Source organism: Blautia sp. MSK.20.85, from assembly GCF_013317245.1.
Classification (GTDB): Bacteria; Bacillota; Clostridia; order Lachnospirales; family Lachnospiraceae; genus Blautia_A.
The window spans coordinates 44,750-69,101 of sequence record NZ_JAAIUN010000002.1; the positions used below are offsets into that span (position 1 = coordinate 44,750).

The following is a 24,352-nucleotide window of genomic DNA, read 5'->3' on the forward strand; positions in this document are numbered from 1 at the left end:
GTCTCCTTTGGAAAAAATCTGTTTTTCCTTTATTCTGACAGAAAAAAGAGGCTTTCTTCCTCATCGTAAGCCTCCATCTTCGGAAGGCTCAGCTTCAGTACCCGGTCCACAATATTTACGGAGGATGCACGGTATGCATAGGCACAGGATTCAAACATCACATAGAGATTGTCTCCCTCCACCACGATCTGTTCCAGGCGCTCCGGAAAGCGGTAGGTCCTGGCCGAATTTTCATTTACATACAGACGCTTGTCGGACTGTTCATAAAATACCAGTCTGGATGGCAGGATTCCAAAGGAATGAGAGATCAGCAGTTTGTCATTGTAAAAAGCGATTCCCTGGACCTGCTCCGATATGGTGGAATAATCCAGCGGAACTGCCATTTCAAAATCCATGCCCAGCTCCTCATCCATGGTATTGATCAGATTTCCATCTGCGTCAACTCCGTATCGTGCAATTACACTTTCGTTATATTTTTCAAAGCAGCCTACATACAGACACCCTTCGTAAAAAGTCATAAATGAATCCCTTACAATTCCATAAAGACTGACTGTCTGCAAAGTATCCACCGGCAGGTGACTGTCATCATAATCATAGGCTTCTATTGTATCCATTTTTATGCTTACTGCCTGTGCAATTCCGTTAATATTGGAAGAATACCACAGAATCTTATGTTCCGGATCGTAGGCAAGACCTCCCACATGAGGCTGTCCAGGCAGCACTACTTCTTTTATAAAGTTATGTTTCTCTTTATCGATCACATAGATGACCGAATTATGTTTCTGTGTGCTGCAGTAAGCACTGATCAGCACATAATCTTCGGTAACTGCCAGTCCCTGAGGAGTCATGGACGTGCACATGGCCGGTGTGGCACCTTTTTCCGTAAGCAGCGTCCTTGTATTTTTCAGTCCGGGAATGACATAAGTTCCATATTCTTTCTCTTTTTCTCTTCCGTCAAAGGCAAAATAGGAAAATGCCTCTTTCTGGGAAAGCATCTGTTTCTGGCCCCGCAGCGTATACACTGCAGCACCTCTGTTTGTCACCACAGCTTTTGTTGGCAGTTCTGTTTTTGCTCTGTATACAAATGCATATAAAAAATAACATATACACAGCACAAAAACAACTGCCAGGATCTTCAGAATAAAAATCCGGAAGCTGCGTTTCATCTCTTTGTTCATTTCATTTTCTCTATTCTGGTACAGTTTATCTCAGTATGATATCTTCGTATTCAAAGCGCAATTCCAGATCATCTTTTGACCAGACTGCGCCGCTGTATCCCGGTTCCATTTCCAGCATCATGTAATTTCCTTTGTCCATGGGAATCGTCCTTAAATCTCTGGACAATCCTTCTCCCGTCCATTTGATATAAGCTTCCCGCAATACCCACTGTGCAAAAAAAGCCTTCTCCATATCATCTGCTTCCAGGATCTCCCTCACCATATCTGCAGGTACCAGTCTCTCAAGGATCCTCTCATAATTAACCTTCTTATGGATCTGTATATCAATACCTACTTCTTCACCTGCAAATAAACACATCACATATTTTCCGGAATGTGAAATATTATAATGGATCTTTGGAAGAAGGGTAAAAAACGGTTTCCCATGTTCCCCCTTAGCCCTGGGTTCAAAGGCAAGTTTCCGGCCATATTCTCTTTCCAGCCCGATCTCCAGAAGCTTTTCCCCGATCATATGCTCCATGTTTTTGCCAGAATATTCGTCTCTTATCTTTGTGTAGTAAATGATCCCGTTCATAATCCTGCCTCCTCAAGGAACCGTGACGGCTCCCGTTCCTTCTCGTACTGCATTCTCACATAGCACAGACAAAGTTTCTTCTTTGCCCGCGTCATTCCAACGTAGAAAAGTCTCCGTTCTTCCTCAAGGTGCGCTTCCAGAACCGCTTTCCGGTAAGGCATACTGCCCTCATTGACATTCATAATATATACCCGGTCATACTCCAGGCCTTTTACAGCGTGAAGGGTAGATATCACACAGCCTTCCCTTTTCACGTCCTGTTTTTTCGCCTGTTCTTCCAGTTTTCTGGTATATTCATCCATATAGGCCAGCCAGTCTTCCAGCGTTTTCATTCCTCTGGCACTTTCGTGTATCCGGTTTAAGGTCTCCCAGAGCTCTTCTGGCTTTATTTTACGATACCTTGCGTATTCCTGCAAGTATTCTTCATATCCCATGCCGTTTCGGATAAAATTAATGGCTGCATAAGGGGCCATGGTTTTCAAGATCCGAAGATGTGTTTCCAGTGTTGTGATCCTGTCACACATCCAGTCCTTATCTTTATAAAATTCGGCAAGAGCCTTAAAATCTATGTTTTTTTCGGCAAGAGCCTCTCTGGCTATGTAGCGGTTAGGGCGGTTCATAATTTCCAGAAATGTACTTCTGCTCCGGTCCCCCTGTGCCATTTTCAGATAGGCGATCATATTTTTACAGATCCAGTGGCGGAACAGATTGGGCAGTTTCTCTTTCATGGTAAAAGGAACCCCATATTCCATCAATGCGGCAACCAGGCCTTCTGCCTCCTGATTGGTCCGGAAAAGAAAGGCGGTATCTTCAATATATTCCCCTTTTTCCATCCGGTCTTTCAGTATTCCCGCAGCTGTCATATACTCATCTCTTGGATTTTTAAATTCCTTTACCTCTACAGGTTCTCCTAGGTTATTGGGTGTAGAAAGTTTTTTTACATAACGGTTTTCGTTATGATCAATTACTTTCATAGCTGTGTTCAAAATATTTCCGCTGCACCGGTAATTAATATTCAGCAATACTGTTTCCGCATTTTTGAAATCTTCCGGAAAATTCAGCATAATCTCCGGACGTGCTCCACGGAAATGATAAATAGACTGGTCATCGTCTCCCACCACAAACAGATTATTTTCCGGAGCTGCCAGCATTTTTACAATATCATACTGAAGATGGTTGATATCCTGAAACTCATCCACCAGAATATACCGGAATTTTTTCTGCCATGCTGCCAGAATATCTTTTCTTTTACGCAAAAGCTCATAGCAGCTCAAAAGCATATCGTCAAAATCAAGCTTTCTTCTTTCATTCAGGACTTTCCGATACCCCTGAAAAATCTGCCGGAACACTTCATCCGGACAGCAGGAAGAATAGTAATGTTCCAGTGAAATTCTTCCCCCTTTGACAACACTGATCTCTTTTGCCACATCTTCCACAAAGTCCCCTTCCTGGGACTGTTCTGCGGCACAATTTACTGCCAGTTCCCTTAAGATCGCATACTTTTCCTCTTCAGAAAGAATGTTGCTTCCGTTGAGACCATATGCCTGTTTCAGGATTCCATAAAATACACCATGAAAAGTTCCAAATGTAACGCCTGTCCTCGAAACTCCGGTAAATTTCAGAAACCGTTCTTTCATTTCTACGGCTGCCGCCCTTGAAAAGGTCACAACAAGAACAGAGGAAGCCGGTATCTTCCCTTCATGGATCATATGTGCTGTTCTTTCTACTATGACGGAAGTTTTCCCCGAACCGGGGCCTGCCAGAACCATCATCGGTCCTGACAGGTGGGCGATCGCCCGTTTTTGAGATGGATTTCGTTTCATAACTGGATTATTGACTATGCACTTATTCGTGCTCAAGTTTTTCGATTGCTGCATGTACACGTTTCAGTGTCTCTTCCTTACCGATGATCTCCATGATCTCTGTTGCGCCGGCCGGCGTCATCTGCTTGCCGGATACTGCTGTACGCAGCGGCCACATTACATAACCGTTCTTATAGCCGTGCTCCTTTACAAAAGCACTTAAAGATGCATACAGCGGATCATTGGTATAATCCTCCTGTGCTTCCAGTACAGGAAGTACCTCCTTGAGAACTGCAAGGGAAGTCTCCTCTGTTGTTTTCATTTTTTTGTGGCGGTACATTGCACTGTCATATTCCGGAACTTCCTCAAAGAAGTCCACAAGCTCCGGGATATCCGGGAATACTTCAATTCTGGTCTGAACCATACCTGCGATCTTTTTAAGATCAAAGTCTTTCTTCAGAACTTCTTTCAGATACGGAAGTGCTCTCTCATAGAACGCATCCGGATCCATTTTTTTGATGTACTCACCATTCATCCATTTCAGCTTGGCAATATCAAAAACTGCCGGTGATTTGTTGATATGGTGGTAATCAAACGCTTCCACAAGTTCCGGAAGAGAGAAAATCTCACGGTTGTCTGCCGGGCTCCATCCAAGAAGCGCAACATAATTGATCACTGCCTCTGTAACAAAGCCCTGATCGATCAGATCCTCATAGGAAGAATGGCCGCATCTCTTGGAAAGTTTCTGATGTGTCTCATCTGTGATCAGCGGACAATGTACATAAACCGGGATCTCCCATCCGAATGCCTCGTAAATACGGTTGTACTTCGGAGAAGAGGAAAGATACTCATTACCTCTTACAACATGCGTAATCCCCATAAGATGGTCATCAATTACGTTTGCAAAATTGTATGTCGGATATCCATCAGATTTGATCAGGATCAGATCCTCCATCTCTTCATTGTTGACTGTGATATCACCGTAAATAACATCGTGGAAGGTTGTAGTTCCCTCTGTCGGCATATTGAAACGGATAACATGAGGTTCTCCCGCATCCAGACGACGCTGAACCTCTTCTTTGGAAAGGTGGAGACATCTCTTATCATAGATGGAGATCTCCTTGCCTGCAACTGTACGTTTCATACTCTCCAGTTCTTCCTTGCCGCAGAAGCAGTAGTATGCATCTCCCTGCTCAATAAGCTGTTTTGCATATTTCAGGTACATGCCTGTTGCCTGACGCTCACTCTGTACATACGGACCGAATCCGCCGTCTTTATCCGGTCCCTCATCATGGATAAGTCCGGTTTTCTCAAGGGTACGGTAAATAATATCTACAGCTCCCTCCACATAACGTTCCTGGTCTGTATCTTCAATACGAAGGATAAAATCTCCGCCTTCATGTTTTGTGATCAAATAAGCATAAAGAGCTGTTCTTAAGTTACCCACATGCATTCTTCCTGTAGGACTCGGTGCAAATCTTGTTCTGATCTTTGTCATTTCTTTTCTCCTCGTTTTGTTGTTTCTCATTATAGGTGATATTATATACCTAAAGCCTTCAAAATGTCCATAGGTTTTCCGACGGAATCCCCCGTCTTCCCTATACACAGAAAAATCCCCTGAGACACCATTGTCCCAGAGGATCTCTTAATTCCTGCTTATGCTTCCACACCTTTGTTTTTAAGATACTCGATTACATCTCCAACTGTATTCAGATCTGTAAGCTCCTCTGCCGGAATCTCAACATTGTACTCATCCTCAAGAGCCATAACCAGCTCAAAAAGATCCAGAGAATCTGCTCCGAGATCATCCTTGAAAGATGTCTCCGGTGTAATTATAGATGCCTCACAATTTAACTGCTCTGCAAGCATTTCTTTCATTTTTTCTAACATGTCTTAATTTCTCCTTTAATCGTTACAGATCGAATCTGTTTCCTCTTTTTGAGCCAAGTATATAGTCTGCAAAAACAGTTGTCAAGAGGATTTTCCCAAAAAATGGCTCCAGAGCAAAAATATTTTGATTTTAAAACTATTTTACTCTTGAAATTTTATCTGACGGGCCACACTGAGGGCAATTGCCATCTCTGACATCAGGAATACAATAGAGGTTCCTCCATAGCTGATAAAGGGCAATGTAACACCTGTATTCGGCATCAGATTCAGTACAACGGCAATGTTCAGGATTACCTGCAGCGCAATATGTATAAAAATTCCCGTGACGATCAGAGAGCCGAACAGATCCGGAGCATTCTGTGCAATAAAGAACAATCTGTACAGAAGATACCCGAACAGGATCAGTACAAAAATGCCTCCGAAAACTCCGAGTTCTTCACAGATAATGGAAAAAATCATATCGTTCTGAGCCTCAGGAACACTTCCCAGTTTCTGGATACTGTTTCCAAGTCCCCGTCCGAAAAAGCCCCCGGAACCGATGGCATACAGCGCCTGTAACGTCTGGTATCCACCTTCATCAGAATATTTCTCAGGCTGCAGCCACACCAGCACTCGCATAACTCGGAAACTGTTACTGTCCTTGGTTGTTACAACCAGAAACAGCACACCGATTACGATCAGGACTATACCGACGATACCTATAATGATAAACGGACGTGTATCCGGATGTGCCACAAAAACCATTCCTACAGTAATGCCCAGAATGATCATGGCAGTACTTAAGTTATCGGTAAGCACATAAGCAGCCAGCGCAAGTCCTGCTCCCGGAAGTCCCAGGATCATACAGCTTTTCAGAGTTTTTACCTTTCGTCCCATCTTTCCGATCATATAGGCCATCATGATGATGACCGCAATCTTGGCTATTTCGGCAGGCTGAAAGTTGATCGGTCCGATATACAGCCATCTGGTTGCACCATGGGAAGAATGCCCCAGCGGAGTGCGGACCAGGCCCATAAGGATCAGTGAAGCCACATAAAGTGCGGTTGTAAAAGGAAGAAGGACATGATAATCCAGTATTTTTGAAATAAATAATGCTCCGATTAGACAGGCCGCACTGATCAGTGCCTGTTTCTTAAAATAAAACATATCATTGCCATAATTTACTTCCGCCATATAAGAACTGGTGCTGTACAGCATAACCAGTCCGAAACATACCAGAAGTACGATGACAGCGACAAGATTATAATCATAGTAATCTGATTTTGTATTCTGCTTTTTTAAATTGAGCAGAGGTTTTTTCATTTTATCACCATCGCTTTCTGTATCCGCGAAGAAATTTCTGATATCTAAAAAAGAAAGTAAAAAAAATTCCCGGAAAGCCGCATAAATGCTGTCTTTCCGGGACGTTCCATAAATGGACCTGAGGGGAATCGAACCCCTGTCCGAAAGCCTATCCCTTAAGGCATCTCCCATCACAGTCGCTGATTTAACATTCCCTCGGCAGCACGCCCACCGACAGGCTTACTGCTTCAGTAGCTTCATGATACATCTACCGGGGCAAAGCTTACCCGGCAAGGTTTCTCACATAGTCGACGCCAGATTCCCGATGTGTGAGTGCAACGGGGCTGACGAGCAGCTTAGGCTGCTAACGCTAACTTTTCGTCTGCGTTTATATTTAGTTCCCGGTTGGTACGCAGTCCAGGAGTCTGCGGATGGCTTCCCTAACTTCAAAGCCCCCGTCGAAACCAGTACAAGCCCTCAAAAGACTTCCGTGGCCGGATCATTTCCGGACATCTCTGGTGGACAGACGAACTTCTTGGTCAGTTATTTTTGACTGGGTTTAATTATACCAGAATGATTTTTTGTGTCAAGGTAATTTCTAAAAACGGACATAAAAAAACCCGCATAAGCGGGTTTTTTCATCATAAGCAGATATTCATAATCCGCATTCGCTACTTGTTCATAGCCAATCAACTGCTACGCAGTTTATTCGTTATACACGGGAGAGATACTCTCCTGTTCTTGTATCGATTTTCAGTTTGTCGCCCTGGTTTACGAACAGCGGAACCTGAACCTGTGCACCTGTCTCAACAGTTGCCGGTTTGGTAGCACCCTGTGCTGTATTTCCTGCGAATCCTGGCTCTGTCTCAATAACCTCAAGCTCTACGAAAAGAGGTGGCTCGATTGCGAATACTTCGCCGTTATGAGAGCAAACCTTAACCATCTCGTTATCCTTAACGAATTTCAGAGAATCGCCAACCTGCTCCTCTGTAAGACCAACCTGGTCATATGTCTCTGTGTTCATGAAGTAGTATAAACCACCATCCTGATACAGATACTGCATATCTACACGCTCAATACGTGCAGCCGGGAATTTCTCTGTAGGACGGAAAGATTTCTCCACTACAGATCCTGTAATAATGTTTTTGTATTTTGTTCTTACAAAGGCTGCGCCTTTTCCTGGTTTTACATGCTGGAATTCAACGATCTGACATACGTTTCCATCAATTTCAAGTGTGATACCATTTTTGAAATCACCTGCTGAAATCATAAATATTTCCTCCTTAATATATGCGGTTCTTTTTCGCTATGGATTATTCTATAATACCTTTTGTCATTTTTCAACTGTTTTTTTGTTTAAGCCCTTAATTTTTCTTCAATTTCTGCAATCAGTTCGTCAAAAGGCTTCACTCCTGTGACAACTTTAATGTCTGCAAACTTCTCATAAACAGGATCTCTCTGCTTGAGAAGTTTCTTGATCTTGTCCTCTTTGTTCTCAGCTCCCTCCAGTGTTGGATTGTTGCTTCCTTCCAGACGTTTGATCAGTGTTGCCGCAGATCCCTTCAGATAGATGATCGTCCCCATATTCTGAAGATATTTCTGGTTCTGCTCCTGCAGAGGCAGTCCAGCGCTGACAGAGATTACCTTACGCTCACCATCTGTAGACAGCTCTTTAACTGCCATTGTCTCCAGTGCACGATAAAACGGCTCTCCAAAGCGTTCAAATACCTCCTTTACCGACATGTTCATTTTCTTCACGATCAGTCTGTCCACGTCAATAAACGGAAGTCCCAGGTCCTTCGCCAGCCTCTTTCCAACTCGTGTCTTTCCTGAACCCATAAAGCCGATAATTACAATATGGTTCATGAATTCTTCCCCTCCTCTTTTTGGTAAAAATATAGTACTATTTTTTCCAGATAGCGTTTCAGCACAATCTGGATTTCCTCTTTTGGATGAATCGGTTTCACAAGAATCGTGCGGATTCCCGCCCGTTTCGCTCCGTAAATATCCGTAAACAGCTGATCCCCTACAAAAATCGTCCGGTCAGGTTCTGTTCCTATCACCTGACAGGCTTTTTTGTAATTCTTCACAGCCGGTTTATGGGCATTTTCTATAAAATTTCCCTCTACGGCCCTGGCAAAAGGCTCTACGCGGGGTTTCTGGTTATTGGATACAAAACAGTATCGAAACCCGATCCCCCTCAGCTTTTCAAACAGTTTCCTTGCCCGTTCATCTGCCGGTGCGCCGTGCGGGACAATGGTATTATCAATATCAAAAAGAAGCCCTCTGTATCCTTCTCTGTAAAGCTTCTCATAGTCAATTACATACGCAGAATCCAGATATTCATCCGGAAAAAAACTTCTGAACATCTATTCCACCTCAGTTTTCTTTTTCCAGGTAATCATAAAGTTCACCCAGACGATCTTTCATTACTTCATACCCATGCTTGTAAAATCCGCTTAATGCTTCCGCATTCTGTTCCGTACGGGAAACGGTCTCGATTTCCGGTCGGATCACAAAAATATGACCTTCTTTTTCCCATTTTTCAATCAGTTCCAGGGTCTTATTATACACCTGATAACGGTTGAGCAATGTATTTAAAAGATTCGGATACTTCTTAAAAGCAGCCACATATACGGCTTTGCTTTTACCTGGTTTTTTCTTACGGTATTCCTGATTTCTGGTAAGAATGACCACATTTTTCCGGTGGCCTTTTTTCATGGCATGGATAAGAGGTATGGAATCTGCCGCCCCTCCATCCAGATACAGCTGCCCGTCTATCGTTACCATCGGGCTCATTCCCGGAATGCTGCTGGACGCTCTGCAGATATCCATAAGTCTCCGTCTGTCCTGCTTTTCGGACAGATACTCTGCTTCTCCTGTAAGACAGTTCGTCACAACCATCTCACATTCAATGTCCGATTTAAAATACTCGTCAAAATCAAATGGGAAAATCTCATTGGGATACCTGTCAAAGATCATATCCATGTCAAACAGACTTTTCTTATCCAGAATATTTTTCAGGCTGATATAACTGTATTCCTTATTTTCCACGATCATACATCTTCTGGTACGCCCTACCTGCCCGGATACATAATCCATGGCATTGCAGGCGCCCGCTGATACTCCCACTACATATGGGAATTCCACTTTCTGTTCCATCAGGTAATCCAGTACTCCTGCAGTAAAAACACCTCTGTTTCCACCGCCTTCCAGTACCAGTGCTGTCTCATTATATTCTGTCATTTTCCATTGCCTTTCCTATCGCTCACCAAGAGGAATATACTCTGCTTCCGGAAGAACATTCTTATATGCAGGACGGATAATTTTATCCACATTGATAAGCTCTTCCATACGATGTGCACTCCAGCCTACAATACGTGCAATGGCAAACATCGGTGTGTAGAGTTCCAGGGGCAGATCCAGCATACTGTAAACAAATCCACTGTAAAAGTCCACATTGGCACTGACACCTTTATAGATCTTACGCTCCTCTGCAATAACCTTTGGCGCAAGGCGCTCTACCGTAGCATACAGCTGATAATCCTTCATTCTGCCTTTTTCTCTTGCAAGCTGCTCCACATACCCCTTAAATACTTCTGCACGTGGATCGGAAACAGAATAGATCGCATGTCCCATACCATAGATCAGCCCACGTTTATCAAAGGCCTCTTTGTGAAGAAGTTTCTTAAGGTAAACACTGACTTCCTCTTCATCACTGTAATCATGCACATGCTTACGCATATCGTTGAACATTTTTACAACTTTGATGTTGGCGCCACCGTGTTTCGGGCCTTTCAGAGAACCCAGGGCTGCCGCAATTGCGGAATACGTATCGGTTCCGGAAGAAGAAACCACATGTGTAGTAAAGGTAGAGTTGTTACCACCGCCATGCTCCATGTGAAGAATCAGGGCAATATCCAGAATCTCCGCCTCCAGTGCCGTGTATTTCTTATCCGGTCTTAAAAGGCGTAGAATATTTTCTGCTGTGGAAAGTTTCTTCTTCGGCTGATGGATATAAAGGCTCTTACCTTTCTCATAATGATTATAGGCCTGATACGCATAAACAGATAACAGCGGAAAAACACTGATCAGATTAATACACTGACGGAGCACATTCTCCAGTTCAATATTATCCGGATCTTTGTCGTAGGAATAAAGTGTCAGCACACTTCTTGACAGAGCATTCATAATATCTCTGGATGGCGCCTTCATAATGACATCCCTTACAAAATTCCGCGGCAGCTGGCGCTGATTCGCAAGAATCCCGGAAAATTCATTCAGTTCTTCCTGATTCGGAAGTTTTCCGAAAAGAAGCAGATAGGTTACTTCCTCAAAACCAAAACGCCGGTCATTGATGAAGCCTTTTGTCAGATCCTTGATATCATATCCCCGGTAAGAAAGCTTACCTGCACAGGGAACCTCTTTCCCATCCACGATCTTGGTTGCCTGGACATTGGAAATCTGGGTAAGTCCCGCAAGGACACCCTTTCCATTCAGGTCACGCAAACCTCGCTTGACATCGTACTTGCCATATAAAGACAGATCCAGTTTATCATTCTCACGACAGATCTGCGTAAGTTTCTCAATCTCAGGTGTCACTTTCATGTTGAATTTGCTCATCCGTTATTTCCCCTTTCGATTTCTGTTTTATTGCTGTCCGATAACGGTCCCTCCTCATTCCCCTCTCAAGCAATTCTGGTCTTATTTCATATATCCCGGCCCTGATGACCGGGATATTTCAGATATGATTATAGCATTTTTTTCCGTTTTGGTCTATGCCGAAAATATTTGTATTGGTGATCAGACCTGCTTATATGTAGCAAAGAACTCTTTCATCTTCTTCATTGCCTTATCCAGCTGACGGATATCCGGCAGATAAACAATACGGAAATGATCCGGCTGGTTCCAGTTAAAGCCTTTACCCGGAACGATGAGAACCTGCTTGTCATGAAGGAAATCCAGGGCAAACTGCTCATCATTATAGATATTGAATTTCTCGGTATCGATCTTCGGGAATATGTAAAATGCCGCACGCGGCTTTACAGCGGAAATTCCCGGAATATCATTCAGAGCCTTATAGATAAAATCTCTCTGCTCGTAAACACGTCCGCCTGGCTGGATATACTCATTGACACTCTGATATCCGCCCAGTGCAGTCTGTACAATCGACTGTGCCGGAACATTGGAGCAAAGGCGCATGGAAGAAAGCATGTTGATTCCTTCTATATAACCTTTGGCCTTGTTCTTGGCTCCGCTTAAGATCATCCATCCGATACGGAAACCTGCGATCATATGAGACTTTGACAGTCCTGAAAATGTCACGCAGAATACGTCCGGTGCAAGAGAAGCGATGGAAGTATGTTTGTATCCATCCATAACAAGGCGGTCATAGATCTCATCGGAAAAGATGATCAGCTCATGCTCTCTTGCAATGTCCGCGATCTGCTCCAGGATTTCCTTCGGATATACCGCACCTGTAGGGTTATTAGGATTGATGATAACGATCGCCTTGGTCCTTGGTGTGATCTTGCTCTTGATATCCTCAATATCCGGATACCAGTCAGACTGTTCGTCACAGATATAATGAACTACATTTCCACCTGCCAGAGTTGCAGTAGCTGTCCACAACGGATAATCCGGAGCCGGGATCAGGATCTCATCCCCGTTATCAAGCAGCGCCTGCATACAAAGGTTGATCAGCTCACTGACACCATTTCCCGTATAAATATCATTAATGGTAACTCCCGGGATCCCGCGAAGCTGTGCATACTGCATGATCGCCTTTCTTGCGGAAAAAATGCCCTTGGAATCGGAATATCCCTGGGAAGTACGTACATTACTCAGCATATCCAGGATCACTTCCTGAGGTGCTGAAAACCCAAACGGATACGGGTTGCCGATATTCAGCTTCAGAATCTCCATTCCATCTTCTTCCATTCTGGCAGCCTCATCCACAACCGGTCCGCGCACATCGTACAGCACGTTGTCAAGCTTTGATGATTTCCCGAATGTTCTCATAAAAACCACTCCTCTTCTAATTTTCACTATTATTTAACCATTTTAATTTCATAGTCAAAAAATATCTATTTCTATATCTTCTCACATTTGGGCTTTCAACGCAAGAAATAAAAATTTAAAAAAATTTAATTTAGCACTTCCCTTTTTTAGCATGTTAATGTATAATAGCACTCGAATTTAGTTTTCAATGCAATTTAATATGTGATGAGGAGGAAACAACAATGTCTTACACAGAAGAAGTTTATGAAAGAGTTGTAGCACAGAATCCTGGCGAGCCAGAATTCCATCAGGCAGTTAAGGAAGTTCTCGATTCCCTTAAAGTCGTAATTGACAAAAATGAGGAAGAGTATCGTAAGCTTTCCATTCTTGAGCGTCTTGTAGAGCCAGAGAGAATCATCTCCTTCAAAGTACCGTGGATCGATGACAACGGAACTGTACAGGTTAACAAAGGATACCGTGTTCAGTTCAACAGTGCTATCGGACCATACAAGGGCGGCTTAAGATTCCATCCTTCTGTAAATCAGGGTATCCTGAAATTCCTTGGCTTTGAGCAGATCTTCAAAAACTCTCTTACAGGCCTTCCGATCGGTGGCGGAAAAGGTGGCTCCAACTTCGATCCTAAGGGTAAATCTGACAGAGAGGTTATGGCATTCTGCCAGAGCTTTATGACAGAGCTTTGCAAATATATCGGCGCAGATACAGATGTTCCGGCTGGTGATATCGGTGTCGGCGGACGTGAGATCGGATATCTCTTCGGACAGTACAAGAGAATCCGTGGTCTTTATGAGGGTGTCCTCACAGGTAAAGGCCTCTCCTTCGGCGGTTCCCTGATCCGTACAGAGGCTACTGGTTACGGTGTTGTATACATGCTCAACGAGATCGCAAAAGCACACAACGACTCCGTAGCAGGAAAAACAATTGTTGTAACAGGTTCTGGTAACGTAGCTATTTACGCTGTTGAGAAAGCTACTCAGCTTGGTGCCAAAGTTGTTGCAATGAACGACTCCAACGGATATATCTACGATCCGAACGGAATCAACCTTGACGTTGTAAAAGACATCAAAGAAGTTAAACGTGGACGTATCAAAGAGTACGCTGACCGTGTTGAGGGTGCTACTTACACAGAGGGACTTGGCATCTGGAACATCAAATGTGATATCTATCTTCCATGTGCTACTCAGAACGAGCTTGGTCTTGACGGAGCTAAAACACTGGTTGCAAACGGCTGCAAATATGTCGTTGAGGGTGCTAACATGCCTACTACTCTTGATGCAACAACATACCTTCAGGAGAACGGTGTTCTCTTCATGCCTGGTAAAGCCGCAAACGCTGGCGGTGTTGCCACATCCGCACTGGAGATGAGCCAGAACTCCATGAGACTTTCCTGGACAAGAGAAGAGGTTGATGAGAAACTTCACAACATCATGATCGACATCTTCCACAAAGCTGATGACGCTGCTAAACGTTACGGTATGGAAGACAACTATGTTGTAGGTGCAAACATCGCCGGCTTCGAAAAAGTTGTTGACGCTATGAAAGCTCAGGGTATTGTTTAATTTAAGTTTCCTGAATCATTAACATAAATTATAACAGGAACCGCAGAGGAATTTTCCCCATGCGGTCCCTGTTTTTTTATATGTTATTATGAGTTTTTCAGTTGATCAGTTTCTTCAGCTCGTCCATAAAGGTACTGACATCTTTAAATTCCCTGTATACAGACGCAAAACGTACATATGCCACAGCATCCAGATCCTTCAGATGCTCCATGACGATCTCTCCGATCTTGGTGCTGCTGATCTCACGATCTTCTGACCGGAAAATATCCCCTTCTATGGAATCGATCATCTCTTCCACTCTCTCAATGGGAATGGGGCGTTTATAGCAGGCACGAAGAACACCATCCTGGATCTTGGAACGTTTATAGCTCTCCCGGTTCTGATCCTTCTTGATCACAGTCAGTGGAATCGTTTCCACCTTCTCATAAGTTGTAAAACGCTTTCCGCAGGCATCACAGAGACGGCGGCGGCGGATAGAATTGGTATCCTCTACAGGTCTGGAATCTACAACTCTTGTATTATCCTGGTTACAGAACGGACATCTCACGGAACTCTCCCCCTTTCCGGATCAAAAAATCATTACTAAATTTGTTTTTATTATAGAATAAATGCATATAATGTGTCAATAATCGGACTTGCATAAATTTTACAGATTTTCCATAAAATCATATCAGGTGATGAATTTTATGCGTATCTGCGAACTGAAACAGAAAGAAGTGATCAATATCCACACCTGCCGTAGCCTTGGCTGTCCTCTTGATGTGGAATTCTGCTGTGAAACCGCCCGGCTGAAAGCCCTGATCATGCCGGAACCCGGGAAATTCTGCTGGTGTTTTTCAAGAGAAAGTGAATGCATCATCCCCTGGGACTGCATCCGCCAGATTGGTGAAGATATCATCCTTGTTGATTTCCGTGATGAAAAACGGCTGGGAGGAGACTGAACCGACTACATTTGTCAAGGCCCTTTATTTTTTATATTTTCCCCGGAAAAGTATATTTCAACCGCCCTCTGAGAATCATCTTAATGTACTGACAAGACAAGGAGGATTCTAAGATGGCACTGAATAAAGTTGAAATCTGCGGAGTAAATACCTCAACGCTTCCTGTTCTCAACCAGGAAGAAAAGGATGAGCTCTTCAAAAGAATCAAAGCTGGCGATGAAGAAGCCAGAGAATTGTACATCAAAGGCAATCTGCGGCTTGTTTTAAGCGTGATCCGCCGTTTTCAGAACAGCAGTGAAAATCCAGATGACCTTTTTCAGATCGGCTGTATCGGCCTGATCAAAGCAATCGATAATTTTGATACCACCCTTCAGGTAAAGTTTTCTACCTATGCAGTTCCTATGATCGTCGGTGAGATCCGAAGATATCTCCGGGATAACAACAGCATACGGGTCAGCCGCTCTCTGCGGGATATTGCCTACAAAACCATCTACACCAGGGAAAACTATATGCGGCAGCATCTCAAAGAGCCTACCATCGCGGAGATCGCTGATGAGATCGGCATTGACAAGGAAATGATCGTCTATGCCATGGATGCGATCCAGAGCCCGGTGAGCCTTTTTGAGCCGGTGTATTCCGAAGGAGGAGATACTCTCTATGTCATGGATCAGATCAGCGACAAAAAGAACCGGGAGGAAAACTGGGTGGAAGATATTTCTCTCCGGGACGCCATGAACCGGCTGGGAGAACGGGAACGACACATTATTGATCTCCGCTTCTACGAAGGAAAAACCCAGATGGAAGTGGCCGATGAGATCGGCATTTCCCAGGCCCAGGTCAGCCGCCTGGAAAAACATGCCCTTCACAGTATGCGAAATTATCTCAGAAATTGATTCATAAATATCTTCAAACAAAAACTGCGGCAGAATATCCATTATCCTGCCGCAGTTTTTATCTTTTATTTCAACGCTTTCTCAATTTCCTCAATCACGATCCGAAGCGCTTTCAGCCTTGCATATTTCTTGTCTACCGATTCCAGAATATGCCATGGCGCATAAACCGTGCTGGTTTTCTGCAGCATCTCATCTACTGCCATTTCATACTGATCCCACTTCTCGCGGTTTCTCCAGTCCTCGTCTGTGATCTTCCACTGTTTTTCCGGGTTGCTCTGGCGGTCATTAAATCTTGCAAGCTGGGTATCTTTATCAATGTGGACCCAGAATTTCACGATCACAGCACCCCAGTCGGAAAGTTCCTTCTCGAATTCATTGATCTCATTGTATGCACGTCTCCAGTCGTTCTCACTGCAAAAACCTTCCAGTCTTTCCACCATCACTCTTCCATACCAGGTCCGGTCAAATATGGCAATGTGTCCATCTTTAGGCAACCTTGTCCAGAAACGCCACAGATAATGACGGGCTTTTTCATGAGGTTCCGGGCTGGCGATGGGATGTACCTCAAAACCACGGGGATCAAGAGCTTCCGTGATCCTCTTGATATTTCCGCCTTTTCCGGCAGCATCCCAGCCTTCATAGGTGATGATCACCGGCACTCTTTTGCGGTAGAGCCGATTATGCAGGCTTCCGAGCTTCGCCTGGAGTTCTTTAAGCTCTGCCTTGTACTCTTCGTCTCCCACTTCTTTTCCATCCAGAGGGATCTCGCTTAATTTCGGCATCTCCACCAGAGGAAAAACATTCTGGAGAATCGGCACAGCATGTTTGCTGTTCTCCATGGCAACCTCGATGTTGCTGATCATGGTTTCCAGTACCTGTAATTCCGCCCATTTCCGGTCATTGGCATCTACGATATACCACGGAGCAGAAGAAGTGTTGGTATCCTGCATATACTGGTCAAAAACTTTTCTGCATTTCTTGTAGTGATCATTCTGCCAGAGATCGTATTCATTCACTCTCCATCGGGTATCTTTGCTTTCCAGAAGGATGCCCATACGTTTCTCCTGATCTTTCCGGTCGATCTGCATAAAGAATTTCAGAAGTACGTATCCGTTATCCGTCAGCTGCCGTTCAAATCTGCGGATGCTGTCAACCCGTTTTACATAATCATCCCCTTTCAGTTTTTTGTCCATGCGCTCCCGACAGGTCTGATCCATCCATCCGGAATCCAGGAATGTAAATTTACCGGCTTCCGGGATCTCCTTAAAATACCGGTAAAGAAATGGTTTCCGAAGGTCCTCTTCTGTAGGCGCTGACATAGTTGCGACTTTAAAAAAACGGGGATCGATATTCTTGATCACTTTACTTATGGTACTGCCTTTTCCGGAAGCTCCCCAGCCTTCAAACAACACGATCACCGGAATCTTATGCTCCTTTAGAGCCATCTGCAGCTCATATAATCTGGTTCTTGCAGCACTTAAACGCACTTTGATATCCTCTTTTTCCGGAATCTGTTCCGGGTTCCAGTTTTTTAACATCTGCATCGTCCTTCCTCGAATTTTTTGAATATTCTTATTATACCACAGGAGTCCCTGTTTTACGACGAATTTTACATAGATTTAACGCATCATTCCGAAAAAATATCCATATTGCACAATTGTAACTCTTGTTAAACAGCTAAAAATATTTTTTAACCTATTGACATTTTGATCTTCTCTTCATACAATATAGGCACTGTTCGTTATTTTTTTAACTCGTAGTCAAACGGATATTCGCAACCCCGCAGGGGACTTCCTTGATTCGGTTAAAACAGCACAAAAAAGCTGCCCCAAGCAGCAAATCTCAAGGAGCCGATCATGAAACTTACAGAAGAACTTCTGAAAGAAATGGAAAAGAAAAAAGAACTCTACGGTGACGGCATCATCATGCCGGATGGAGATTACCGCCTAATCCAGGACGGACATTTGAAGACCCTTATGGCCCTTTTACCATATACGGAAAATGAAATCTGGAAAATGATCCCGGATGATGATTCCGCTCTTTTCTGGCTGGTAGAAAAAACAGGCTGCGTGCTGACAGATGTCAATTCCACCATCGGAATGAAAATGACCCCTGCACAGCAGAAAACTTACGAAGCGCTTTCCAGCCGTGGGATCGTCTCTAATGAATATTATGATCTTACCAGGCAGCGGGAAAAAGTAAAAGCTGCCCGGGCGAATGCCTGAGCAGCTTTTGTTTTTGTATATCAGTCGTCATACCCTTCCAGGAAGGAATGTTTCACGCCGTCTTTTTTATAGGCAATGACTGTATGAAGATTCACGTTTTCCACACTTCGGAAAATATTACTTTCAATATGGGGATTTACCTTCTTAAGCTCCGCAATGAGATTTTTGATCTCCATTCGCTTGGAAACACTGGTGCCGTCTGTACGGCAGGTAGTACAGGTATCAGTGAACTTGCAGGCACACTGGATAAAATGCAGGTCATTGTAGTCTCTCCAGTGCTTGATATCTGCCTCACGGATCAGATACATGGGGCGGATCAGCTGCATCCCCTCGAAGTTTGTGCTGTGGAGTTTCGGCATCATAGTCTGTACCTGTGCTCCATAAAGCATTCCCATCAGGATCGTCTCGATCACATCATCATAGTGATGGCCAAGAGCGATCTTGTTGCATCCAAGTTCCTTTGCCTTACTGTAAAGATATCCTCTTCGCATACGGGCGCAGAGATAACACGGAGATTTTTCCACATTGTAAACTGCATCAAAGATCTCAGTCTCAAACACTGTGATAGGAATTCCGAGAAGTTTGGCGTTGTGTTCGATCACCGCACGGTTGGCCTCATTATATCCCGGATCCATCACAAGAAATACCAATTCAAAAGGAAACTTGTTATGACGTTTCAACTCCTGGAACAGTTTGGCCATCAGCATGGAATCCTTACCACCGGAAATACAGACCGCGATCTTGTCTCCCGGCTTCACCAGTTCATAGTCGTTGATTCCTCTGGCGAATCTGGAAAACAGCTGCTTGTGGAACTTCTTGCGGATACTCAGCTCGATATCTTTCCGGCGCTGTTCCATTGCTTCATTTTCCTCTTCTTCACTGTCCCCTTTATTGGACTCTTTCTGCATCTGCTGGAAAAGCCAGCCTGTATATCCGCCCTTCAGGCTCAGTGCGGGAATTCCTTTTTCCCGGAGCATCCCTGCCCCTTCCTGGCTGAAAAGTCCTCTGGTACAGTAAAGAACCGGAATCTTATCCCCTTTCAGTTCTTCTGCCCGTTCTTCCAGTTCCTGCTCCGGAACAGAAATCGCTCCCGGGATCATTCCATATTCCACAGTTACTTTATCACGGGTATCTACCAGAAGATATTTTTCCCGTTCCTTCTCTATTTCATCAAAAGAAATCTCCAGTGTTTCTTCACTCATGCTGTTTTTATTCCTTTCCTTACAGCTCCTCCCTGATCGTGCCGTCACAGGCAATGGTCACTACCTGCCATGGGATCATCTTTCCGCTTCGCTCCATGGCACGGATCACTGCATTCTCGATGCCTCCGCAGCAGGGAACTTCCATGCGGACGATACGGATACTCCGGATGGAATTATTTCCTATGATCTCTGCAAGCTTATCTGCATAATCTCCCTCATCCAGTTTGGGGCATCCGATCAGCGTCACATGATCTTTCATGAATTTCTCATGAAAACCTGCATAAGCGTAGGCAGTACAGTCTGCCGCGATCAGAAGCTGTGCATTTTCAAAATATGGTGCATTGACAGGAACCAGTTTGATCTGTACGGGCCACTGGGCAAGACGGCTTGTCTGTTCCCCTGCATTTTGGGGAACTTTTTTCCGCTCTGCCTGCACCGGCGGTTCCTGCTTTTTATTAAGGCTTCTTGCCATACTTCCGGGGCACACGTGTGGCTTCCCTGCTGGCATCGAGGCCTCTGTTTTCTTAAGCTTCATTCTTTTTTCCACTGCCTCCGCGTCATAATCTGCGGCTTCCCGCTCTATAATACGGATCGCATCGGCAGGGCAGGCCGGAAGACAGTCTCCCAGTCCGTCACAGTAATCATCCCGGATCAGTTTTGCCTTGCCGTTTATCATGGCAATAGCTCCTTCGTGGCAGGCAGCTGCACAGGCACCACAGCCGTTGCATTTCTCTTCCTCAATGTGTACGATCTTTCTTATCATGATATCATCTCTCCCTGATTTTTATATTTCTGCAAATGTTTTTTTGTTTTCACTGACATCATACAAAAATCCCGGAGATTCTTCGGTAACATATGTTACCTTACAGATATAACTCCATTTTTTCCTGATCTTTCACAAGGATCTGACGCCTGTCAAGTTCCAGGATTCCTTCTTCCTGCATCTTTCCCAGTTCTCTGGAAAGAGACGGCCTGGTAATGTTTAAATAATCCGCCATCTCTTCTCTAGAAAGATTCATGTGGATCTGTCCTTCACTGTCCTGGCATTCTACAAGGAAACGGACGATCCGCTCCCGGAGACTGCCACTTCCAAGGATCCGAAGCTTCCGGTTCATATTGTAAGCCTTCCCGGCAAAAACCTCAAGAAGATTTTCCCGAAGTTTCCGGCTTAAACTATTTTCTTCCCTGTCTGTAAAGATCCGGCTGCTCATGATCAGAACGGAAACCTGCGTCAGCGCTTCCACATACATGTCATAGGAAGCTTTCTCCATAAAGGCATAAACCTCCCCGAACAGAGCCCCTGGATCTTCCAGCTGCGCCAGAAGGATCCTTTTTCCGGAAAACGTCTCTTTTGCGATGATCACACTTCCGTTAAGAAGCATATAAACCGAATCCGGCCGGTCTGTTTCCTGAAAGATCCGCTCCCCTCTGGAATAAGTCCGCACCGTTCCTTCCTGCTCCATGAGGTTTAGGAGTTCTTTTTCTTCCAGGTTTCTGCAGAGCCGGCTTTGTCTTAAAATAGCCATCCATTCTTCTCTTCTTTTTTCTTCCACTTTTTCACCTCATCTCTGTACAGGTTTTTATCACATTTCTGCAATCTCTGTCAACTCCCGTGAACTTCATAGGTTCCCAGCCTGTACTTTTTTCTGAAAATCAGTTATAATATTTTTTGTTTGTAAAAAATTCTACCAAGGAGGATACCGGAAATGAAAACACAGAATCAGACTATGCTTTCTGAGAATACACTGACATCCCGGCCCACAGATATTATCGCGGGATTTCCTGTACGTCCCGGTTTTTTTGAATTAAATGGCGCTACTCCCCTTTCCAACGGAGTCAACTTTACCGCACATACCCGTCACGGTACATCCTGCGAGCTTCTTCTTTTCCACTCCGGAGAAGAGGAGCCTTTCGCAGTTCTTCCTTTTCCCAATGCCTGTCGTATCGGTGATGTCTATTCCATGATCATCATGGGACTGGACATCGAAGACCTGGAATACGGCTACCGCATCGACGGTCCTTATGAACCGGAAAAAGGCCATATCTTCGATAAGACAAAAGTTCTTCTTGATCCTTATGCCAAAGCCGTTGCCGGTCAGCGCGAATGGGGACAGCAGAAGATTGGAAGCTATCACGCCCGTGTGGTACGCGATTCTTTCGACTGGGAAGACATGCCTCAGTCCACCCGTAAGATCAGTGACCTGATCATCTACGAACTTCATGTCCGCGGATTTACACAGGACGCTTCTTCCGGTGTCACACACCCGGGAACTTTTGCCGGGCTTCGTGAAAAAATCCCTTACCTCAAAGAACTGGGAATCAATGCGGTGGAGCTGATGCCTATCTTCGAGTTCGACGAGAACATGAATGTCCGTACCGTAAACGGCAAGCGTCTTCTGGAATACTGGGGATACAATTCCGTTAACTTCTTTTCCCCAAACACCAGCTATGCTTCCAAGGCAGAACATAACTGTGAGGGAACCGAACTGAAAGAACTGATCCGTGAACTTCACGAAAATGGAATTGAAGTAATTCTTGATGTTGTATTCAACCACACTGCCGAAGGAAATGAACTTGGAAAAACTTTCTGCTTTAAAGGATTTGACAATAAAGTTTATTATATGCTGACTCCGGAAGGAAATTACTACAATTTCAGCGGATGTGGAAACACTCTGAACTGTAATCATCCGATCGTGCGTCAGATGATCCTGGAGTGTTTACGTTACTGGACCATCAACTACCGCGTGGATGGTTTCCGTTTCGACCTTGCAAGTATCCTGGGACGTCATGAGGACGGTTCCCCTCTTAACAACCCGCCACTTCTGGAACTTCTTGCTTACGATCCGGTTCTTCGAAATGTCAAGCTGATCGCAGAGGCCTGGGATGCCGGCGGACTGTATCAGGTAGGTTCTTTCCCTGCCAGCCGCAGATGGGCTGAGTGGAACGGCCGTTACCGTGACTGCCTCCGTTCTTTCCTGAAGGGAGATTTCTGGAACGCCTGGGACGCCGCATGGAGCATTTCCGGTTCCGGTGACCTGTATGGCGGTTTTTATTCCGATCACAATGACAACTATGCAGGATACAATTCCTGCGTCAATTTCCTTACCTGCCACGATGGTTTTACCATGTATGATCTCTATTCCTACAACGAGAAACACAACGAGGCAAACGGCTGGAACAACGCAGATGGTTCCAACGACAACCGCAGCTGGAACTGTGGAGAAGAGGGTGATTCCACCAATCCGGAAGTCCTTTCCCTCCGCTTCCGCATGATCCGAAACGCCTGCGCGGTACTGATGTCCAGCCGTGGAACCCCGATGTTCCTTGCAGGTGACGAATTTGGAAACACCAAACATGGAAATAACAACACCTACTGCCAGGATAACGAAACTTCCTGGATCAACTGGGATCTTCTGGAGAAAAATCACGATCTTTTCGAATTTTTCAAATATATGATCCAGTTCCGAAAAGACCACCCTGTCATCTCCCGCAAGCTTCCAAACGCAGTATGCGGTATGGAAAGCATACACACCCATAACATTGATGCAAGGGATGTGACCATCCCAAGAGATGCCCACACCTTCGCCGTAAGCTTTGCAGGTTATGATAAGAGTAAAGGCGCCGATGACCTGATCTACATCGTTATCAACGCATACTGGGAAGATGTAACGGTTACGCTTCCGGAACTTGCACGCCCTGGTGCATGGTATCTCTGTGTCAACACATTTGGAGACGGAGATGGCCGTTATTTCTATGAAGAAAGCCAGGAGCCACGTATTGAGCACGATTTCTGCATGCGGCCCAGATCCGTTGCCATCTTTACCGGTCGTAATTATTAAAATTCATATCAGGGACAAAATCTTTTTTGTCCTTGTCCGAAAGAAATGGAGTATTTTGAATGGAATTAAAAAACAGAACTTTGTCCAACTTCGCAGAACTTGTGGAAACCGGTGAATGCAAAAAATTCCGCGGCCGTCTGAAAACGGGTATTGACCTTGGTACTGCCAACACCGTTCTTGCTGTCGTTGACCGGAACAACCGTCCCATCGCCGGAATTTCCGCACCGTCCCATGCCATTCAGGATGGTGTGATCGTTAATTATTACGAATCCGTCCAGCTTGTAACAAAGCTTAAAAATGAACTGGAAGAAAAACTTGGCACAGAACTTACCTACGGTGCAGCTGCCATCCCTCCTGGTGTTTCGGAAGGCAGTGTCAAAAGCATCGGTTATGTCCTGGAAGGTGCAGGTTTTGAGGTTACCAATATCGTAGACGAGCCTACCGCTGCCGCTGCTGTCCTCAAAATTACAGACGGCGCCGTTGTAGATGTGGGCGGCGGTACAACCGGCATCAGTATCCTGAAAGATGGCAAAGTCATTTACACAGACGATGAGGCTACCGGAGGCAGCCATATGACCATGACTGTGGCCGGACACTATAAAATCCCTTATGAGGAAGCGGAAATTTTAAAGACCACTCCGGAAAAAGAAGATGAAATTTTTCCTGTAATCAAAGCAACCGTTGAAAAAATGGCTGTTATTACCGAAAAATTTCTCCATGGTTATCAGGTTCCGGCTGTTTACGTTGTAGGCGGATCTTCCATGTTTAAAGAATTTACAACCGTTTTTGAGAAGAAACTGAAACTTCCTGTGTACAGACCTGTACATCCTCTTCTCGTTACACCCCTTGGCATCGCATATCACTGTGAACTGCCCAAAATATGATTGATTCCTAAAATGATCATCTCTCTGCTTTGTATGTAAAAACTGACCAGAAGGCTGTATAACAGG

General features: G+C 44.6%; 23 protein-coding genes and 1 other RNA gene. 6 read left to right on the plus strand and 18 right to left on the minus strand.

The genetic code is table 11. The features are described 5' to 3' along the window. Positions 1-29: 29 nt before the first annotated feature. The 13 genes from G5B12_RS01450 to G5B12_RS01510 form a co-directional block, all read right to left on the minus strand. The gene (locus G5B12_RS01450; protein WP_021976818.1) at positions 30-1,178 is read right to left on the minus strand and encodes a YncE family protein; all 1,149 of its coding nucleotides are present in this window, start codon (positions 1,176-1,178) and stop codon (positions 30-32) included. A 25-nt stretch (positions 1,179-1,203) separates the two neighbouring features. Next, positions 1,204-1,752, minus strand: coding sequence for a 4'-phosphopantetheinyl transferase family protein (locus G5B12_RS01455; protein ID WP_118071578.1), 549 nt, complete (start codon positions 1,750-1,752; stop codon positions 1,204-1,206). Next, entirely contained in the window at positions 1,749-3,575 is a 1,827-nt protein-coding gene (locus G5B12_RS01460) for an ATP-dependent helicase (protein WP_118071577.1), read from the minus strand. Before G5B12_RS01460 ends, G5B12_RS01455 begins: the two co-directional genes overlap by 4 nt. A 22-nt stretch (positions 3,576-3,597) precedes the next feature. Then, on the minus strand, positions 3,598-5,052 hold the full coding sequence (gene gltX / locus G5B12_RS01465) for a glutamate--tRNA ligase (RefSeq protein ID WP_021976815.1): 1,455 nt from the start codon (positions 5,050-5,052) through the stop codon (positions 3,598-3,600). Between the two features lie 158 nt (positions 5,053-5,210). Beyond that, the gene (gene acpP / locus G5B12_RS01470; protein WP_021976814.1) at positions 5,211-5,444 is read right to left on the minus strand and encodes an acyl carrier protein; all 234 of its coding nucleotides are present in this window, start codon (positions 5,442-5,444) and stop codon (positions 5,211-5,213) included. Between the two features lie 141 nt (positions 5,445-5,585). Then, positions 5,586-6,746 carry an FtsW/RodA/SpoVE family cell cycle protein gene (locus G5B12_RS01475; protein WP_021976813.1) on the minus strand — a complete coding sequence of 387 codons (1,161 nt, stop codon included), beginning with the start codon at positions 6,744-6,746 and terminating at the stop codon, positions 5,586-5,588. A gap of 110 nt (positions 6,747-6,856) precedes the next feature. Beyond that, positions 6,857-7,202: a transfer-messenger RNA gene (ssrA, locus tag G5B12_RS01480) on the minus strand. 235 nt (positions 7,203-7,437) lie between these two features. Then, complete coding sequence (efp, locus tag G5B12_RS01485; protein WP_015524430.1) at positions 7,438-7,995, minus strand: elongation factor P; 558 nt, start codon at positions 7,993-7,995, stop codon at positions 7,438-7,440. 86 nt (positions 7,996-8,081) lie between these two features. Next, positions 8,082-8,591: a shikimate kinase gene (locus G5B12_RS01490; protein ID WP_148446681.1), complete on the minus strand. Its 510-nt coding sequence runs from the start codon at positions 8,589-8,591 to the stop codon at positions 8,082-8,084. After that, the gene (locus tag G5B12_RS01495; RefSeq protein ID WP_173761934.1) at positions 8,588-9,094 is read right to left on the minus strand and encodes a YqeG family HAD IIIA-type phosphatase; all 507 of its coding nucleotides are present in this window, start codon (positions 9,092-9,094) and stop codon (positions 8,588-8,590) included. The genes G5B12_RS01490 and G5B12_RS01495 overlap by 4 nt, the downstream gene beginning before the upstream one ends. 10 nt (positions 9,095-9,104) lie before the next feature. Further along, the gene (locus tag G5B12_RS01500; RefSeq protein WP_148446685.1) at positions 9,105-9,971 is read right to left on the minus strand and encodes a patatin-like phospholipase family protein; all 867 of its coding nucleotides are present in this window, start codon (positions 9,969-9,971) and stop codon (positions 9,105-9,107) included. 15 nt (positions 9,972-9,986) lie between these two features. After that, positions 9,987-11,348, minus strand: a complete 1,362-nt coding sequence (locus tag G5B12_RS01505) for a citrate/2-methylcitrate synthase (RefSeq protein ID WP_173771481.1) — start codon at positions 11,346-11,348, stop codon at positions 9,987-9,989. Between the two features lie 180 nt (positions 11,349-11,528). Continuing rightward, positions 11,529-12,746 (minus strand): aminotransferase class I/II-fold pyridoxal phosphate-dependent enzyme, encoded by a 1,218-nt coding sequence (locus G5B12_RS01510; RefSeq protein WP_021976807.1) that lies wholly within the window; start codon positions 12,744-12,746, stop codon positions 11,529-11,531. Positions 12,747-12,967: 221 nt separating this feature from the next. Between G5B12_RS01510 and gdhA the strand changes: the two genes are divergently transcribed. Further along, positions 12,968-14,302: an NADP-specific glutamate dehydrogenase gene (gene gdhA / locus G5B12_RS01515; protein ID WP_173761932.1), complete on the plus strand. Its 1,335-nt coding sequence runs from the start codon at positions 12,968-12,970 to the stop codon at positions 14,300-14,302. 97 nt (positions 14,303-14,399) lie between these two features. Here the strand turns inward: gdhA and nrdR are convergent, their stop codons facing one another. Next, positions 14,400-14,849, minus strand: coding sequence for a transcriptional regulator NrdR (nrdR, locus tag G5B12_RS01520; RefSeq protein WP_021976805.1), 450 nt, complete (start codon positions 14,847-14,849; stop codon positions 14,400-14,402). Between the two features lie 139 nt (positions 14,850-14,988). Here nrdR and G5B12_RS01525 point away from each other — a divergent pair, with 139 nt between their 5' ends. Together G5B12_RS01525 and sigG are read left to right on the plus strand one after the other, a co-directional pair. Then, entirely contained in the window at positions 14,989-15,243 is a 255-nt protein-coding gene (locus G5B12_RS01525) for a YlmC/YmxH family sporulation protein (protein WP_118063059.1), read from the plus strand. A gap of 113 nt (positions 15,244-15,356) precedes the next feature. Next, on the plus strand, positions 15,357-16,136 hold the full coding sequence (sigG, locus tag G5B12_RS01530) for an RNA polymerase sporulation sigma factor SigG (protein WP_148446691.1): 780 nt from the start codon (positions 15,357-15,359) through the stop codon (positions 16,134-16,136). A gap of 65 nt (positions 16,137-16,201) precedes the next feature. On the opposite strand, the gene pap is transcribed toward sigG, so the two are convergent. Next, the gene (gene pap / locus G5B12_RS01535) at positions 16,202-17,674 is read right to left on the minus strand and encodes a polyphosphate:AMP phosphotransferase (RefSeq protein WP_174087665.1); all 1,473 of its coding nucleotides are present in this window, start codon (positions 17,672-17,674) and stop codon (positions 16,202-16,204) included. A 318-nt stretch (positions 17,675-17,992) separates the two neighbouring features. Here pap and G5B12_RS01540 point away from each other — a divergent pair, with 318 nt between their 5' ends. Then, a complete protein-coding gene (locus tag G5B12_RS01540) occupies positions 17,993-18,361 on the plus strand; it encodes a hypothetical protein (RefSeq protein WP_174087624.1) in 369 nt (122 codons plus the stop codon). 20 nt (positions 18,362-18,381) lie between these two features. Here the strand turns inward: G5B12_RS01540 and G5B12_RS01545 are convergent, their stop codons facing one another. The 3 genes from G5B12_RS01545 to G5B12_RS01555 all read right to left on the minus strand — a co-directional run bounded on the left by G5B12_RS01545 (position 18,382) and on the right by G5B12_RS01555 (position 21,116). Continuing rightward, positions 18,382-19,563: an ATP-binding protein gene (locus G5B12_RS01545; RefSeq protein WP_148446695.1), complete on the minus strand. Its 1,182-nt coding sequence runs from the start codon at positions 19,561-19,563 to the stop codon at positions 18,382-18,384. 19 nt (positions 19,564-19,582) lie between these two features. Further along, entirely contained in the window at positions 19,583-20,326 is a 744-nt protein-coding gene (locus G5B12_RS01550) for an ATP-binding protein (protein WP_148446697.1), read from the minus strand. 100 nt (positions 20,327-20,426) lie between these two features. Next, positions 20,427-21,116, minus strand: a complete 690-nt coding sequence (locus tag G5B12_RS01555; protein WP_021650714.1) for a Crp/Fnr family transcriptional regulator — start codon at positions 21,114-21,116, stop codon at positions 20,427-20,429. Positions 21,117-21,269: 153 nt separating this feature from the next. Here G5B12_RS01555 and G5B12_RS01560 point away from each other — a divergent pair, with 153 nt between their 5' ends. Next, a complete protein-coding gene (locus G5B12_RS01560) occupies positions 21,270-23,402 on the plus strand; it encodes a glycogen debranching protein (protein WP_174087625.1) in 2,133 nt (710 codons plus the stop codon). Between the two features lie 59 nt (positions 23,403-23,461). Then, a complete protein-coding gene (eutJ, locus tag G5B12_RS01565) occupies positions 23,462-24,286 on the plus strand; it encodes an ethanolamine utilization protein EutJ (RefSeq protein WP_021976796.1) in 825 nt (274 codons plus the stop codon). The last annotated feature ends 66 nt before the right edge of the window (positions 24,287-24,352 follow it).